A 16,168-nucleotide genomic window follows, 5' to 3' on the forward strand; every position below is an offset into this window, starting at 1 on the left:
GCAAATAATAAAAGGCTAGGGGAATGTTCCGCGGCGCTAACGCAATCAATCTGGATACAAAAGGCAGACTGGCTATACCGACGAAGTATCGTCAGTCGCTGCTGGATGATTGTCAGGGACAACTGGTCTGCACAGTCGATACACAACAAAGTTGTTTGCTACTTTACCCACTTCCCGAATGGGAAGAGATTGAGCTTAAACTCTCTAAACTTTCAAGCATGATCCCAGCCGAGCGTCGCTTGCAGCGATTGCTACTAGGTTATGCTTCTGAAGGTGAGATGGATAAAAGCGGGCGCATTCTTGTTCCTACTCCACTGCGAAGTTTCGCAAAACTCTCAAAAGAAGTCATGTTAGTTGGTCAGTTAAACAAATTCGAAATTTGGGATGCCGATATTTGGGCACAACAAGTTGAAGCTGATATAGACACCGAACGCAAAGGCGAATTTGAACTTACCGAACGATTACAGGACTTTTCTCTATGACGCAGCCTAGCGAATTTAAACATATTTCAGTATTGCTTGATGAATGCATTGAAGCCCTAGCGATTAAACCGAACGGTATCTACATTGACGCCACTTTCGGCCGTGGGGGGCACTCAGCACATATTTTGGATGCATTGGGTGAACACGGGCGTCTCATCGCCTTTGACCGCGACCCGCAAGCAATCAAAGCGGCAGAACGTTTCGCCGATGATAAGCGTTTTAGCATTATCCACTCACCATTTGGTGATATGGCAGAAGAAATCGAAGCGCTGGGACTAACCGGTAAGATTGACGGTGTGCTTATGGATTTAGGGGTGTCTTCACCTCAGCTAGATGATGCCGAGCGTGGTTTTAGCTTCCTTCGTGACGGTCCGCTGGATATGCGTATGGACACCTCACGTGGACAAAGTGCTGCAGACTGGTTGGCTAACGCCGAAGAACAAGACATTACGCAGGTTATTAAAGAGTTTGGCGAAGAGAAGTTCGGCAAACGCATAGCCCATGCCATTGTAAACACGCGAAAAGAAACACCCATTACGCGCACAGCTCAGCTAGCCAAAATTATCGACGAAGCGGTTCCTGTAAAGGATAAGTTTAAACATCCGGCAACCCGTGCATTCCAAGGTATTCGCATTTATATCAATGCGGAACTTGAGCAACTTCGTGTTGGCCTTAAAGCCGCGACACAGGTGTTGGCGAAAGAAGGACGTCTTGCCGTTATTTCGTTTCACTCTCTTGAAGACCGTTTAGTAAAACGCTTCATTAAGGATCAAAGTAAAGGGAAATCAGTACCGCACAACTTACCGATTACTCAGGCTGAAATAGATGCAGATAAAGTGTTAAAAGCCTTGGGCAAAGCGATAAAACCTTCAGAACAGGAGATTGCGAACAACGTTCGCTCTCGCAGTTCGGTATTACGTGTGGCAGAAAAGTTATGACCAAAGCCGCGCCAGACAAGGCCAGCACTAATTTTAAATTACTGCTAATAATTGTTTCAGATTTGACCCGCAACAAGTTGCGGGTTTTGTTGTATTTAATGGTTATCACAAGTGCCATGGCAGTGACACTAAGCAGTCATCACAACAGACAGCAGGTCATTGCCCTTGAAGACCTTATGCAAGAGAAAGATGAGCTTGATGTCGAGTGGCGTAACCTAGTGCTTGAGCAACGCGCGTTGACCGAGCATAACCGCATAGAAAACCTGGTTGAAAAACAGTTAGAAATGTACCGTCCAACCGCAGACGATGAAGTAGTGGTGAAGTTAAAATGAGTACAACAGCACTTTCTCGCCAACGTAAAAAAACCGGTGCAAAACAAAATGTCACGCCAAGCTTAGTGCACTGGCGCTTTGTCGTTGTGCTTGTTGTTATTATGCTAGTTTTCAGCGTGCTCGCCGCCCGTGCAGCCTATATTCAAGTTATTGAGCCAGACGAGCTAATTCAACAGGGCGACAACCGCACACTAAGAACCCGTGATATGCCAACCTATCGCGGGCTCATTACCGATAGAAATGGTGTTGAGCTGGCGGTGAGTGTGCCTGTTCGGGCCATCTACGCAGACCCTAAGGTTATCCATGAAAACAACGGCTTCGAGGAAGAGCGCCGTTGGGAAGCGCTGGCAGATGTACTGCGCCAAGACGTCAATGAACTCAAAGAAAAAGTGGCAAACCCCAAACGCCGCTTTGTTTACTTGCAGCGTCAGGTGTCGCCTGCCATGGCAGAGTACGTTGATAAACTGGACATTCCAGGCATTTATCTTCGCCGTGAAAGCCGCCGCTACTATCCTACAGGTGAAGTTTCAGCGCAGTTAATCGGCGTAACCGATGTTGACGACACGGGCGTTGAAGGCTTGGAGCGCATGTATAACGAGTGGCTAACGGGCACGCCGGGTTCTCGTAAAATACGCCGCGATGCGAAAGGCCGTCAGGTAGAAATCTTGGAAACAAAGTCTGGTGAAAAAGCCGGCGACCTGCAGCTGACCATCGATCAGCGCATTCAAGCACTTGCTTACAAAGAAATTAAAGAAGCCATGATTTACTACCAATCAAGTTCGGCTTCCGCCATTGTCATCGATGTAAAAAGCGGTGATGTATTAGCCATGGTGAATGCACCGTCGTTCAACCCTAACGATAGAAGCGATATTTCTGCGCACAGAATGCGTAACAGGGTTATTACCGATGCGTTCGAACCAGGCTCGGCGCTAAAACCGCTGGCCGTTCTTACTGCATTAGAGTTCGGTGAAGTGGAGCCTGAAGACTCAGTAAACACTCATCCAGGATGGATGCGATTAGGCGGCAGCCTAGTAAAAGATTCGCGCAATTACGGCGAACTAACGCTAGAAGAAATTATTCAGCATTCCTCAAATATGGGAACGTCGAAGCTGGCGCTTTCTGTGCCTAAGCAGTTCCTGCTGGATACCTATTACAATATGGGCTTAATGAGCGATACAGGGCTTAATATGGCGGGTGAGAGTAGCGGTATCTTTCATGAGCGCAGCCGCTGGTCTGAATTTGAGCTAGCCACGCTGTCATTTGGATACGGCATTTCGGTTACCACTGCACAGTTGGGGCGTCTTTACGCAACGTTGGCGAACGGCGGTATTAAAACACCGCTTAATGTCATCAAGTCGCCAGAGCAACCTTCATGGCAGGCTCAATCTGAGCGGGTGATCAGCGAAGAAAACGCTAACGCTATTGTTCAAATGATGGAAAGCGTAACCCAGCGTGGCGGCACAGCAACAAAAGCGTCGGTACCAGGTTATCGCGTTGCTGGGAAAACAGGAACAAGCCGAAAAGCGGTGGCTGGCGGGTACGGCGAAGAGTACGTCAACATTTTCGCCGGTATCGCACCTGTGTCTGACCCCAGGCTAGTAACTATTGTATTGATCAACGAACCCGGCGGTGATTTGTATCACGCGGGGGATACCGCTGCACCTGTCTTTTCATCAATTATGGGTGGCGCATTGCACATGTTAAACGTTACGCCCGATGACAAGCAGGTTACATCTAGCCGCTTATTGAAAGGAGGTCAAAGTGGTAGTTAGTGCCTTTATTCAAAGTATAAAAGCTTTATTGGCGAAATTTGGTGTAGACGCCCCAGATATCCGCATTGAAGGTTTAACGCTAGACAGCCGAGAAGTGAATACACGCTTAGCGTTCTTGGCAATTAAGGGCCACGAACGCGATGGTCGAGATTTTATACCCCAGGCAATAAGTTTAGGGGCCCGTGTAATTCTGGCGCAAACTGAAGACAGTAGTGCCCATGGTCAGATGGAAATGCGTGACCACAGCGTCATTATCTCGCTGTATGAATTACCACAAATGCTCTCTGCATTAGCTGCTGCATTTTACGACTACCCTGCTCAGAAAATGACGACGGTAGCAGTGACAGGGACAAACGGAAAAACCTCTACAGTTCAATTGCTTACCCAGCTTAAGGATGCGTTAGGTACACGTAGTGCAAGCATCGGAACTCTAGGGAGTAGTGTGTTTGAAGGCGATGAAACCCAATGGTCGAACACGCCGGCAGCAAACACTACGCCCGATGCCATACGTATGCAGTATTTGTTGGCAGACTTTGTGCAAAGTGAAGTGCGCCATACGGCCTTCGAAGCAAGTTCTCACGCATTGGTTCAAGGTCGGCTTGGTACAGTAAAAACCGATATCGCTGTTTTCACTAACCTTACTCGAGATCATCTCGATTACCACGGCACCATGGAAGAGTACGGCAAAGCCAAGCGCTTGCTGCTTCAGCAGCCAGGTTTAAAGGCTGTGGTATTAAACGCTAATGATGATGAAAGTAAGAAGTGGGATGGTGCAGCAGATAAGTCGATTACACGCATCTGGACAGGTATAGACGAAAGTGGTCTGGATGGAAGCGGTGAAAGTGAATACTTGCGAGAGCATAACAATCCTCAAAGTCGCCATTGTTTCGCCACAAATGCTTCTTATCATGCAGGTGGATGTAGCTTTGAACTGGTGAGTTCGTGGGGAAGCGCTGCTATTTCGCTGCCACTATTCGGAAAGTTCAATATCAGTAATGTATTGAGTGCTATAGGTACGTTACTCGCTGAAGGTGAGCGTTTTGATGACGTGGTTAACGCGGTAAATGCGATCACGCCTGTACCCGGGCGAATGGAAGTTTTCTCTGTAACGGGTGCCGCTAACTTGGTGGTGGACTACGCGCATACACCAGACGCTCTGGAGAAAGTGCTGTTAAGCGCCAAATTCCATACAACGGGCAAAGTGTGGTGTGTGTTTGGCTGTGGCGGGGACAGAGACAAAGGCAAGCGACCGTTAATGGGGCAGGCTGCCGAGGTTGGTGCTGACGCTATTGTGATCACCACAGATAACAGTCGCAGTGAAAGCCCTGAATCTATCGCCGAGGATATCATTGCGGGTTTGAAAAACCGAGAGCTGGCAGTGTCTATTCCCGATCGCGAGCAAGCTATTCGTCATTGCCTTGAGCATGCGCATGAAAGCGACATCATCATCGTGGCCGGAAAAGGACATGAAGATTACCAAATTATCGGTGACAAAAAGACTAACTATAACGAACGTGCAGTTGTGGCGCGACTGCAACAGGAGTACAGCAAATGATAACAACAACGCTGTCATGGATAGCCGAAAAGGTTAATGGAAAATTATTTAAAGGCGCTGCTGACGTTGAAGTGTCTGCAGTAAGTACCGATACCCGCACCCTAGAAGATGGCGCAGTTTACTTGGCCTTGAAAGGTCCGAATTTTAACGGCCATGATTTTATTTCAACGGCAGAGAAAGCGGGAGCAAGTGCGGTTATTGCCAGTGAAGACGTAGCAACCTCGTTACCTGTCATCATGGTTGAAGATACCAAAGAAGCACTTGGTCTATTAGGTGCGGCAGTAAAAGCTTATGTGGCGCCCAAAACGATTGCGATTACCGGAAGCAGTGGCAAAACCACCGTAAAGGAAATGTGTGCCGCTATTTTGGAGCGAAGAGGCAATGTATTAGCCACAAACGGTAACTTCAATAATGATATCGGTGTGCCGCTAACCCTTCTACGCCTTGAACCTCAGCATGAATATGCAGTGATGGAGTTAGGCGCAAATCACATTGGTGAAATCGCCTATACCACGAACCTTGTTAAGCCGGACGTCGCGACTATCGTAAACGCCGCCGCTTCTCATCTAGAAGGCTTTGGAAGTTTGCTAGGTGTAGCGCGCGCCAAAAGTGAAATTTTTAAAGGTTTAGGCAGTGATGGTGTGGCGGTAGTTAACGTTGATAGTCAGTTTGCCGAATTTTGGCAAGGCAAACTTAAACAGACTAAAACGCTTACGTTTTCCCCGCAGCAGAAAAATAATGCCGACTTTAGAGCAGAAGATATCACCATTGGGCTAGATGGGTGCGCCGCATTCCACTTGGTTTGCCCGCAGGGTGATATGTCTATTCAACTGACTATTCCTGGCGTTCACAACGTGGGCAATGCCCTTGTTGCTGCAGCGCTAACACTACAAGTTGGCGCCACATTGGAAAATGTGCGAGACGGTCTACTTGCCATGAAGCAAGTTAGTGGCCGCTTGAATGTAAAGCAGCTTACCGAACAGGTTCGGCTGTTAGATGACACCTACAACGCCAACGTGGCGTCTGTAAATGCGGCAATTGATACGCTAAGTAGCTTTTCAGGTATCCGCGTTCTTGTTCTAGGCGACATGAAAGAGTTGGGTGAAAAAGCGCGTTTTTACCACGAGCAGGTGGGGGAATACGCTAAACAAAAAGGAATTAATTACCTGTATACCATGGGTGTTTTGAGTCAATCAGCTAGTGCTGTGTTTAATGAAAATGGTGGCCATTTCAGCGATGTTGAAAGTTTGTTGGCCGCAATGGAGAGTGATTTGTTAGTGCAGCAGCGCGATATTTCAATTTTAGTTAAAGGTTCACGCAGTTCCAGAATGGAACGTGTGGTAGAGGCGGTAGAGGCCTCTGCGCTGGGAAAGCACGATAGCCGTCGGGAGCGAATAGCATGTTAATTTGGCTAGCCGACTGGCTGACACAATTCGATTCAGGGTTTAACGTATTTTCATACCTTACCCTTCGTGCAATTTTAAGCACGCTGACCGCATTACTTATTGCCATTCTTATTGGCCCTAAGATGATTCGTTATTTGCAGCGTATGCAAATTGGTCAAACTGTACGAGACGATGGCCCGCAAAGCCATTTGTCAAAATCAGGCACACCCACTATGGGCGGGTTACTTATACTCGCAGCAATTGTAGTAAGCGGCCTGCTTTGGGCTGATCTGACTAACCGTTATGTGTTGGTAACCCTTACCGTGGTTGTGGCTTACGGTATTATTGGGTTTGTTGACGACTACAGAAAAGTGATCCGCAAAGATTCGAAGGGGCTTATCGCCCGTTGGAAATATTTCTGGCAATCTGTGGTTGCGTTAGGCGTCGCATTCTATCTATACAGCAGTGCAACAATAAGCGCTGAAACCTCACTACTGGTGCCTTTCTTCAAAGAAGTGTTCCCGCAGTTAGGTGCGTTCTTCGTCATTATTACCTACTTTGCCATTGTAGGCACAAGTAACGCGGTAAACCTTACCGATGGATTGGATGGACTTGCCATTGTGCCCACTATATTGGTGGCAGGCGCATTTGCCATTTTCGCCTATGTGACAGGTAATGCGAACTTTGCTGAATACCTGAATATTCCTCATATTCCGCTTACCAGCGAACTGGTGATTGTGTGTACCGCCATGGTCGGTGCAGGCTTAGGCTTTTTATGGTTTAACACGTATCCGGCACAAGTATTTATGGGTGACGTTGGCTCACTAGCGCTAGGCGGCACACTAGGTGTGTTAGCTGTATTAGTGCGCCAAGAGCTCGTGTTAATCATCATGGGTGGTGTTTTTGTTATGGAAACCCTGTCGGTCATCCTTCAGGTAGGTTCTTACAAATTGCGTGGCCAGCGTATTTTTCGTATGGCGCCTATTCACCATCATTATGAATTGAAGGGCTGGCCAGAGCCGCGCGTAATAGTGCGTTTTTGGATCATTTCAATCATTTTGGTGTTGGTGGGTCTTGCTACCCTCAAACTTAGATAAGCGGTAAAGAGATAAATCGTAATGTCGTATAACGTACGTGAGCATAGTTATGTAGTCGGTGGCCTAGGTGTTACAGGTCAGGCTTGCGTGCGCTTTTTTTTGCAAAAGCAGGCAACGGTTAAAGCATTTGATACCCGTGCTAATTTTACTCTAGTTACCGACCCTGATTCTGATCTTGATACCGACATGCAAGCGTTTATGGCAGAGAAGGTCACTTGCACTGCTCTAAGCGAAGATTACTTTGATGGTGTAGACACCTTGGTGTTAAGCCCGGGGCTTGCTCTGAATATTGAACAAGTGGCTTTGGCGCAAAAGTGTGGTGTTGAGGTGATCGGCGACGTGGAATTGTTTGCCCGATTAAATGCCTCCACGAGTGATGCTATGCCAGCTAAGCGCGTAGTAGGTATAACCGGCTCTAACGGTAAAACCACGGTTACTTTATTAGTGAACCATCTGCTCAAAAGCTGCGGCGTAGAAAGTATTGAAGCGGGTAACGTAGGTCGCCCTGTGCTTGAAGCGCTTCAAAGTGATGCAGATGTAGTGGTGATGGAGTTATCAAGTTTTCAACTTGAAACAACGTCTAGCTTGGTGCTCGAAGCTGCAACTGTCCTTAATATTTCCGATGATCACCTAGACCGTCACGGTACCCTTGAAGCCTATATCGATGCCAAGCATCGCATTTTTGATAACGCGAAATCTGCGGTTGTGTGGCGAGACGGTGAGTTTGTAGCGCCAGACGAGCAGATTATTGCTGACGCTAAGGGTAATGCTGCATCAAATGCAGTATCTGATGGCGAATCTAATGCTGTATCTAATGCCGAATTTAATGAAGACGCGCTAGCGTCAAAAAATATCGTTGAATATGGACTGGGAGAGTCGACCACAGGGTTTGCGATTGCGTCTTTTAACGGTGACGATAGTGCTCGTGACGATGAACAAAGTCTATATATAACGTTTAAAGGCGAAAAGCTTATTGCCCTTAGCGATATTCATTTGGCGGGCATGCACAACGTACTAAACATCATGGCTGCATTGGGTATCTGCCTTCAGCTAGGTGTTTCGCCAGCGCTCGCGGTTAAACATCTACACAGTTTTAAAGCTGCACCACATCGGTGTGTGGAAATAGCCCGCGTAAACGACATCCGCTATATCGACGATTCCAAAGCAACCAACATTGGCGCCACGGTAGCTGCCCTTGAAGGGTTAGCTCCGACTATACAAGGGAAGCTCATTCTTATTGCAGGTGGTGACGCTAAAGGCGCTGATATAGCCAGCCTCTCGCCTTATCTAACTAAATATGTATCGCACGTGTTTGCTTTGGGCAAAGATGCACACCTGTTTGAAAAGAGTTTTGCGCATACAACTCGTGTGGCAACGATGAAAGACGCCGTAAAAGCAGCAACAAGACTTGCTGCCCCTGGTGATGTTGTGCTGCTTTCGCCTGCGTGTGCAAGTTTAGATATGTTTAAGAACTATATGCATCGCGGTGACGTGTTTAAACAAGATGTACACGACCTACTTAATCTACACAGTAAGAACGACGACGCTGTGGAGGCCACATAATGATTGCTGCCTCTACCAAACTTAGCGCGTTATTTGCCGCGAAGCACGACGGACAACCTTCGGCAACGCACCCCTATGACGTGACGCTTATCTTAATTGCGCTCGCGCTAATGAGTATTGGCATTATTATCGTCACCTCGGCGTCGATGCCGGTGGCCGATAGGCTGCACGACAACCCCTTCTATTTTGCTATTCGCCACGGTATTTACATTGTTGGGGCGATCGTTGCCGCTATGGTAGTGCTGAATTTGCCCATGCAGTTTTGGCGCATGACCAATCCCTATCTTCTGCTCGCGGCCATCGCGCTATTGTTAGCAGTTCTGGTAGTGGGAAGAACTGTAAACGGGAGTACCCGTTGGTTGGCGATTGGGCCTATAACCATTCAAGCTGCCGAGCCTGCTAAGCTCTTTTTCTTTGCCTATTTGGCGGGTTATCTGGTTCGCCGCTACGAAGAAGTGACCGAAAATCTAAAAGGATTTATTAAACCCCTTGTCGTGTTCTTTGCGTTAGCGATGCTATTACTGCTACAGCCAGACTTAGGTACCGTCGTTGTGATGTTTGCAACCACGATTGGCTTGCTGTTTTTAGCGGGTGCACGACTTTGGCAGTTCTTCGCACTGGTGTTTGCAGGCATATTGGCGGTTGTAGCGCTTATCGTGTTTGAAGAATACCGAATGAAACGGGTTACCTCCTTTTTAGACCCTTGGGCTGATCCGTTTGGCGCTGGTTATCAGCTAACCCAGTCTTTGATGGCCTATGGCCGCGGTAACTGGTTTGGGCAAGGCCTAGGCAATAGTTTGCAAAAACTGGAATTCTTACCCGAAGCACACACTGACTTTGTTATGGCCATCTTAGCGGAAGAGTTAGGCTTTGTTGGTGTGCTTGCCGTACTCGGCCTAATTTTGTGGATGGTGTTGCGTGCGCTGAGCATTGGAAATAAGGCACTTGAAAAAGGGCGAGCGTTTGATGGTTACATGGCTTACAGCATAGGCATCTGGTTCAGTTTCCAAACGGCGGTAAATATTGGTGCAAGCGCAGGTATTCTGCCAACAAAAGGGTTAACACTGCCGTTAGTTAGCTACGGCGGCTCGTCACTTATCATCATGTCAGTAGCAGTAGCCATATTACTTCGTATCGATTTTGAATTACGGGTTGATGGCGTACAGGCGATTGGCCGGGGCGACAGCAAATCCGGTAAGAGCAAGGCCCGCCGTAAAAAGCCTATTCCTACAAGCGCGTCGCAAACTAAAGCGTCACAAGCTGAAGGTGAGGCAAGTGTAGAGAGTGGGGCCGATGAAGCGGATTTTTCTACAGCGACGGTTGAAGCTAAACCCACTAAAACATCAAGTGCGGAAGATGAAGGAAAAGCTGGCATTAAAGCTATACTCGCGCGGGTAGCGCAGGAGGCTGATAATGGCTAAGCGTTGCTTAATTATGGCTGGCGGTACAGGCGGGCATGTTTTCCCAGGCCTTGCAGTGGCAAACGCGCTTCGAAAGGAAGGTTGGGACATTCATTGGCTAGGCACCGCCGAGCGGATGGAAGCGCAAGTTGTGCCTAAGCACGACATACCTATTCACTTTATTCCGGTAAAAGGGCTTCGTGGCAAAGGTGTTACGGCACGTCTTCAAGGTGCTGTTGCGTTAGTTAAAAGCTTATTTTCTGCAAGGCGAATTATAAAGCGCCTTCAACCTGATATCGTTGTTGGGTTTGGCGGTTACGCTAGCGGCCCTGGTGGGGTTGCTGCAAAAAGCTTAGGTATTCCCGTTATTGTGCATGAACAAAATGCAGCGGCAGGCATGACCAATAAGCTTCTTAGTAAATTCGCAAGTCGCGTGCTTCTGGGCTTTGACGATGCCAAAGAACAATTTTCAGGTGGCGCTACTAAGGTGCATACTGTGGGCAATCCTGTTCGTGATGAAATTTGGCAGGTGAAGCCCAAATCTGTAGACATTGACGCAGACGCTCGTGAAAACACCACAGAGCATAAACAAGGCCTTAATTTACTTGTTGTAGGCGGCAGTTTAGGCGCACAAATTCTCAATGAAACCGTGCCGGAGACTTGCGGGGTGCTAGAAGGTTTATCAATCAAACACCAATGTGGAAAAGGCAACAGTGAAGGTGTCATTAAAGCCTACACGTCGGTGGGCGCAGATATGTCGAAAATCGATGTCAGTGACTTTATTGATGACATGGCCGCAGCTTATGAATGGGCAGACTTTGTTGTCTGTAGAGCCGGTGCGCTTACGGTAAGTGAAGTTGCAGCTGCCGGACGCGCGGCGATTTTCGTACCGCTACCTTTTGCGGTAGACGATCACCAAACAAAAAATGCGCAGTCGTTAGTTAAGCAAAATGCGGCACTGATGATTGCTCAATCTGTATTAAAAGAAAATTTAGGGCAGGCGGTGCGTCAGTGGTTACAACACCCTGAAGGCTGCTTAAAGATGGGTGCTGTTGCGAAAACACGTGCAAGCACTCATGCCACGGAAAATGTAGTAAGCCACGTTAAAAGCGTGGTAGGAGTAGGGGACTAATGGTTTTTAAAACCCCATTTGAAAGCCCGCAAATGCGCAGGGTTAAAAATATATTCTTTATTGGTATCGGCGGTGCCGGTATGGGTGGTATTGCCGAAGTATTATTAAACGAAGGTTATGCTATTGCTGGCTCTGACATACAAGAAGGGCCAATGACACAGCGGCTAAGCGAATTAGGTGCTGATGTGAAAATAGGCCACCGTGCGGAAAATGTTGAAGGCATGGACGTTATTGTGGTGTCTAGCGCCATCAACGAGCAAAACCCAGAGATTATCGTGGCTCGTGAAAAGCGCATTCCGATTATTCGCCGTGCAGAAATGCTGGCAGAATTGATGCGATTCCGCCACGGTATTGCGGTGGCGGGTACCCACGGCAAAACGACTACAACCAGTTTGATTTCAACGATTTTCGCAGAAGCGGAGTATGATCCTACGTTTGTTATCGGTGGTTTGCTTAACAGCGCTGGTACGAATGCGCGACTAGGCAAAAGCCGTTATCTAATCGCAGAGGCTGACGAGAGCGATGCGTCCTTCCTTCATTTGCAGCCGATGGTTTCCGTGGTGACCAATATTGAAGCCGACCATATGGATACTTATGGTGGCGATTTCTCAAAGGTGAAAGATACCTTTGTTGATTTCTTGTCGAACCTACCCTTTTACGGGCAGGCCATCGTGTGCGGTGACGATGCAAATATTCAAGAGATTCGCCCTCGTATAGGCCGAAGTATTCTGACCTACGGTTTTGAATCTCACAATGACTATCGCGCAGAAAATGTTTCATTGTCATTCGGTAAAGCGAATTTTACCGTTATTCGCCCAGAACGCGAACCGTTAGATATAACGTTGAACCTCACCGGTAACCACAATGTGCTTAATGCGCTTGCTGCTATCGCTGTAGCAACGGATGAAGGTGTAGATGACGACGCTATCATTCGCGCACTAGCCAGCTTTGGCGGCATAGGCCGTCGTTTCGAGCAGCTAGGTACGTTTACTACCAGTAAAGGCGAGGTGTGTTTAGTCGATGACTATGGTCACCACCCAACGGAAGTAAGGGCGACAATCGCTGCGGCTCGTGCAAACTGGCCTGATAAGCGCTTGGTTATGGTTTACCAGCCACATCGCTTTACGCGCACCCGCGACCTTTACGAAGATTTTGTTGAAGTACTGTCGAGCGTTGATGCTCTTTTACTTCTGGATGTATATGCCGCCAGTGAACAACCTATTGAAGGGGCTGACAGTAAAGCGCTATGCCGTTCCATTCGTCAGCGCGGTCAAATAGAGCCTGTGTACGTAGGTGACAAAGACGCCTTACCAGCTATTTTGGCGAATATCATGCAAGATGGCGACATCGTTATGACCCAAGGGGCGGGCAACATCGGACAAATTGCTAAGCTCTTAGCTCGTCACGCGCTAGAGCCGATCACACTTGCAAAGGAAGGGGAATAAGATGTTTACACCTTCAGTAAGTATTCACTCACAGAAAACCCACTCGCCGAACGAGTATGGCAAAGTAGCTGTGCTGCTCGGCGGTGACTCTGCCGAACGGGAAGTATCGCTTAATTCGGGCAATGCGGTGTTAAATGCATTGTTACGACAAGGCGTAGATGCGTTTGCGTTTGACCCAGCAGAGCGACCTCTGACCGACCTTATCGACCTTAACGTCGATAGAGCGCTCATTATGCTGCACGGTCGCGGTGGTGAAGATGGCTCTATGCAAGGAGCCCTTCAGTTCCTAAAAATCCCCTACACGGGAAGCCGAGTTTTAGGTTCTGCGCTGGCAATGGACAAAATTCATACTAAGCAAGTGTGGCAAAGTTTAGGCTTACCCACTGCAAAATATGAAATTGCTGATAAAAGGCACTTTGAAGCTGGTAAGTGCAGCGCTATAATGGATAAATTGGGGAATGAAGTCATGGTAAAACCGGCCAGAGAAGGGTCGAGTATTGGCATGGCGAGAGTGACAAGCGCTAAACAGCTCGAAACTGCCATTCAGGACGCCTTTAAATACGATAATCAAGTCCTGTTAGAGCAGTATATAGATGGCCCCGAATTCACTGTTTCTGTATTGCAGGGACAGGCGTTGCCGTCTATTCGCATGTCTACTCCACATACATTCTATGATTATGCTGCGAAATATCAGGATAATACAACAGAATACTATTGCCCAAGCGGCTTGTCTGAAGAGCAAGAAGCACAGCTAGCAAAACTAGCATCCCGTGCTTTTGATGCTATTTCTGGCAGCGGCTGGGGTAGAATTGACGTTATGCAGGACAACCAAAGGCAGTTTTATTTGCTAGAGGCGAACACAGTGCCTGGCATGACAGAAAAAAGTTTGGTGCCTAAGGCAGCCAAAGTTGCAGGATTAACTTTTGATGAACTGGTATTAAGTATTCTTTCTACCAGTTTTGATGACGTTGCAAACAAGGCGTAAACGTGGCTGATACCAACACTAATCAAGGTAAGCCCGCTTCTGCAAAGAGCGGCAAAAGTAAAACGGCAGTGTGGGGCGGCGTCGCTTTCTTACTGTTTGTTATTGCTGGATTAGTGTTTGGTGGGCTTAAAGCAAACCAGTATTTGCAGGATGAACAGCAAATGCCGGTACAGGTTATCGATTTTTCTGGTGATTATCAGCACATCGATATTACCAAGCTAGAGCGGTTAATACGCAAGGCGCAGCCTGGAAGTTTTTTCGCGCTAGATGTAAACGAAGTATTTGAACTTGTTGAAGCGCAGCCTTGGGTTTATCGCGCGTCTGTAAGAAAGAAGTGGCCAAATACGTTAAAAATTTATTTGGTTGAGCAGCAGCCGGTTGCGCAATGGAATGAAGATTTGTTGTTAAACCCTTATGGCGATACGTTTAACGACGAAGGCGTGAAGTTAGACTTACCGCGCCTTTACGGCCCGGGTGGCAGCGAAAAAACCGCCCTTGAAGGCTACAACTCCATGCACGCGTTGATTGCGACGACGGATATGACGTTAGACGAGCTGTCCTTAAGCGAGCGATTTGCATGGCAAGTGCAGTTGAAAAACGGCATTAAATTGAATTTAGGACGTCAGGAGTTTATCGATAGGCTACAACGCTTTATTGATGTTTATCCACTTCTGGCGCAACAAGAGAAGGCGGTGAAATACGTCGACCTTCGCTATGACACGGGCGTAGCAGTCGGATGGAAAGACGACAGCGCCACAGATGAAGAGAGTTAAGGAAACCATGTCAAAACCTGCTGAACGCAATTTGATTGTAGGACTAGATATCGGCACCAGCCAAGTAAAAGCTGTTGTGGGTGAATTACTAGAAGATGATCAAATCAGTATTGTTGGCGTGGGCACCCATGCATCGAAAGGCATGGATAAGGGCGGCGTTAACGATTTGAACCTGGTGGTGAAATCAGTCCAGCGTGCAGTAAACGAGATGGAGTTAATGGCAGATTGCCGTGTGTCTTCAGTTTTTATGTCTATCTCGGGACGACACGTTAAGTGCCAAAATGAAAATGGCATGGTACCGATTAACAATCAGGAAGTAACACAAGAAGACGTAGATAACGTTATTCATGCAGCGCGCAGTGTGCCAATTGCAGCGGAACGTCGTCTACTACACGTGTTACCACAAGAATTTACTATTGATGTGCAGGAAGGGATTAAGAACCCTATTGGCATGTCGGGAGTAAGAATGGAAGCGGATGCTCACATTATTACCTGTGCCGACGATATGGCGAAAAACATGGTGAAATGTGTTGAGCGTTGTGAACTTAATGCCGATCAGCTGATCTTTTCAGCGTTGGCATCAAGTTATGCGGTACTGACTGACGACGAGCGCGAGCTTGGCGTATGTGTGGTTGATATCGGTGGTGGTACTATGGATATGGTTATCTACACCGATGGCGCTATTCGTCACACGGCGGTAATACCGGTTGCGGGTAATCAAATTACCAGCGACATTGCTAAAATATTTAGAACACCTATTAGCAATGCAGAAGAAATTAAGGTGAATTACGCCTGTGCATTGAAGGATATGGTGAGTATGGAAGACAGCATTGAAGTGCCTAGCGTGGGCGGACGCCCAGCTAGAGTGATGTCTCGTCATACGTTAGCTGAGGTGATTGAACCTCGCTATCAAGAGCTTTTTGAGCTGGTACATGATGAAATTCGTGCCAGCGGTCTGGAAGAGCAAATCGCTGCAGGCCTTGTGCTTACAGGCGGTACCGCTAAGATGGAAGGTGCCGTGGAATTTGCCGAAGAACTTTTCCAGATGCCCGTGCGCGTGGGCAAACCCATCAACGTAAAAGGCTTGTCCGAATATGTTGATGACGCTGGATTTGCGACAGTCGTAGGACTGCTGCAATATGGCAAAGTACAATCTGACAATAAGAAGTCCAGTACGCAGAAGACCGGTGAAAGCTTATTTCATCGAGTGCAAAGCTGGTTTAAAGGTGAATTTTAATTTTATTTTGGGGGCGCTATAGCTACGGCATCAAGGCTAGCAGGAAGCAATTAGCCTAAGGGAATGACCTGG

At 47.7% G+C, this 16,168-nt stretch carries 14 protein-coding genes; all 14 read left to right on the plus strand.

The window, feature by feature from the left end:
- Positions 1-23: 23 nt before the first annotated feature.
- Genes mraZ through ftsA form a run of 14 tightly spaced genes read left to right on the plus strand, consistent with a single transcriptional unit; the run spans position 24 to position 16,096 of the window.
- Entirely contained in the window at positions 24-482 is a 459-nt protein-coding gene (gene mraZ, locus WA381_RS01240; RefSeq protein WP_012519465.1) for a division/cell wall cluster transcriptional repressor MraZ, read from the plus strand.
- Entirely contained in the window at positions 479-1,420 is a 942-nt protein-coding gene (gene rsmH / locus WA381_RS01245; RefSeq protein ID WP_014950437.1) for a 16S rRNA (cytosine(1402)-N(4))-methyltransferase RsmH, read from the plus strand. The genes mraZ and rsmH overlap by 4 nt, the downstream gene beginning before the upstream one ends.
- Complete coding sequence (ftsL, locus tag WA381_RS01250) at positions 1,417-1,752, plus strand: cell division protein FtsL (RefSeq protein ID WP_014950436.1); 336 nt, start codon at positions 1,417-1,419, stop codon at positions 1,750-1,752. Before rsmH ends, ftsL begins: the two co-directional genes overlap by 4 nt.
- Positions 1,749-3,524, plus strand: a complete 1,776-nt coding sequence (locus tag WA381_RS01255) for a peptidoglycan glycosyltransferase FtsI (RefSeq protein ID WP_014977227.1) — start codon at positions 1,749-1,751, stop codon at positions 3,522-3,524. Before ftsL ends, WA381_RS01255 begins: the two co-directional genes overlap by 4 nt.
- Positions 3,514-5,079 carry a UDP-N-acetylmuramoyl-L-alanyl-D-glutamate--2,6-diaminopimelate ligase gene (locus tag WA381_RS01260; protein WP_156086813.1) on the plus strand — a complete coding sequence of 522 codons (1,566 nt, stop codon included), beginning with the start codon at positions 3,514-3,516 and terminating at the stop codon, positions 5,077-5,079. The genes WA381_RS01255 and WA381_RS01260 overlap by 11 nt, the downstream gene beginning before the upstream one ends.
- Complete coding sequence (locus WA381_RS01265; RefSeq protein ID WP_156086812.1) at positions 5,076-6,485, plus strand: UDP-N-acetylmuramoyl-tripeptide--D-alanyl-D-alanine ligase; 1,410 nt, start codon at positions 5,076-5,078, stop codon at positions 6,483-6,485. Before WA381_RS01260 ends, WA381_RS01265 begins: the two co-directional genes overlap by 4 nt.
- The gene (gene mraY, locus WA381_RS01270; RefSeq protein ID WP_156086811.1) at positions 6,479-7,561 is read left to right on the plus strand and encodes a phospho-N-acetylmuramoyl-pentapeptide-transferase; all 1,083 of its coding nucleotides are present in this window, start codon (positions 6,479-6,481) and stop codon (positions 7,559-7,561) included. Before WA381_RS01265 ends, mraY begins: the two co-directional genes overlap by 7 nt.
- 21 nt (positions 7,562-7,582) lie before the next feature.
- Complete coding sequence (gene murD, locus WA381_RS01275) at positions 7,583-9,124, plus strand: UDP-N-acetylmuramoyl-L-alanine--D-glutamate ligase (RefSeq protein WP_156086810.1); 1,542 nt, start codon at positions 7,583-7,585, stop codon at positions 9,122-9,124.
- On the plus strand, positions 9,124-10,545 hold the full coding sequence (ftsW, locus tag WA381_RS01280) for a cell division protein FtsW (protein ID WP_156086809.1): 1,422 nt from the start codon (positions 9,124-9,126) through the stop codon (positions 10,543-10,545). The genes murD and ftsW overlap by 1 nt, the downstream gene beginning before the upstream one ends.
- Entirely contained in the window at positions 10,538-11,656 is a 1,119-nt protein-coding gene (murG, locus tag WA381_RS01285) for an undecaprenyldiphospho-muramoylpentapeptide beta-N-acetylglucosaminyltransferase (RefSeq protein WP_156086808.1), read from the plus strand. Before ftsW ends, murG begins: the two co-directional genes overlap by 8 nt.
- Complete coding sequence (gene murC / locus WA381_RS01290; protein ID WP_014950428.1) at positions 11,656-13,101, plus strand: UDP-N-acetylmuramate--L-alanine ligase; 1,446 nt, start codon at positions 11,656-11,658, stop codon at positions 13,099-13,101. The genes murG and murC overlap by 1 nt, the downstream gene beginning before the upstream one ends.
- 1 nt (position 13,102) lies before the next feature.
- Complete coding sequence (locus tag WA381_RS01295; protein ID WP_014950427.1) at positions 13,103-14,086, plus strand: D-alanine--D-alanine ligase; 984 nt, start codon at positions 13,103-13,105, stop codon at positions 14,084-14,086.
- 2 nt (positions 14,087-14,088) lie between these two features.
- Positions 14,089-14,859 carry a cell division protein FtsQ/DivIB gene (locus WA381_RS01300; RefSeq protein WP_156086807.1) on the plus strand — a complete coding sequence of 257 codons (771 nt, stop codon included), beginning with the start codon at positions 14,089-14,091 and terminating at the stop codon, positions 14,857-14,859.
- 7 nt (positions 14,860-14,866) lie between these two features.
- Positions 14,867-16,096: a cell division protein FtsA gene (ftsA, locus tag WA381_RS01305; RefSeq protein WP_014980043.1), complete on the plus strand. Its 1,230-nt coding sequence runs from the start codon at positions 14,867-14,869 to the stop codon at positions 16,094-16,096.
- Positions 16,097-16,168 lie beyond the last annotated feature (72 nt).

Source organism: Alteromonas sp. CH_MED4-4, from assembly GCF_037029575.1.
Lineage (GTDB): Bacteria > Pseudomonadota > Gammaproteobacteria > Enterobacterales > Alteromonadaceae > Alteromonas > Alteromonas macleodii.

What these genes read in the sequence shown, in the direction of transcription:
- ftsA (WP_014980043.1), top strand. Translation starts at nt 14,867, where the DNA reads ATGTCAAAACCTGCTGAACGCAATTTGATTGTAGGACTAGATATCGGC.
- mraY (WP_156086811.1), top strand. Translation starts at nt 6,479, where the DNA reads ATGTTAATTTGGCTAGCCGACTGGCTGACACAATTCGATTCAGGGTTT.
- WA381_RS01255 (WP_014977227.1), top strand. Translation starts at nt 1,749, where the DNA reads ATGAGTACAACAGCACTTTCTCGCCAACGTAAAAAAACCGGTGCAAAA.
- WA381_RS01295 (WP_014950427.1), top strand. Translation starts at nt 13,103, where the DNA reads ATGTTTACACCTTCAGTAAGTATTCACTCACAGAAAACCCACTCGCCG.
- ftsL (WP_014950436.1), top strand. Translation starts at nt 1,417, where the DNA reads ATGACCAAAGCCGCGCCAGACAAGGCCAGCACTAATTTTAAATTACTG.
- murD (WP_156086810.1), top strand. Translation starts at nt 7,583, where the DNA reads ATGTCGTATAACGTACGTGAGCATAGTTATGTAGTCGGTGGCCTAGGT.
- ftsW (WP_156086809.1), top strand. Translation starts at nt 9,124, where the DNA reads ATGATTGCTGCCTCTACCAAACTTAGCGCGTTATTTGCCGCGAAGCAC.
- murG (WP_156086808.1), top strand. Translation starts at nt 10,538, where the DNA reads ATGGCTAAGCGTTGCTTAATTATGGCTGGCGGTACAGGCGGGCATGTT.
- mraZ (WP_012519465.1), top strand. Translation starts at nt 24, where the DNA reads ATGTTCCGCGGCGCTAACGCAATCAATCTGGATACAAAAGGCAGACTG.
- rsmH (WP_014950437.1), top strand. Translation starts at nt 479, where the DNA reads ATGACGCAGCCTAGCGAATTTAAACATATTTCAGTATTGCTTGATGAA.
- murC (WP_014950428.1), top strand. Translation starts at nt 11,656, where the DNA reads ATGGTTTTTAAAACCCCATTTGAAAGCCCGCAAATGCGCAGGGTTAAA.
- WA381_RS01265 (WP_156086812.1), top strand. Translation starts at nt 5,076, where the DNA reads ATGATAACAACAACGCTGTCATGGATAGCCGAAAAGGTTAATGGAAAA.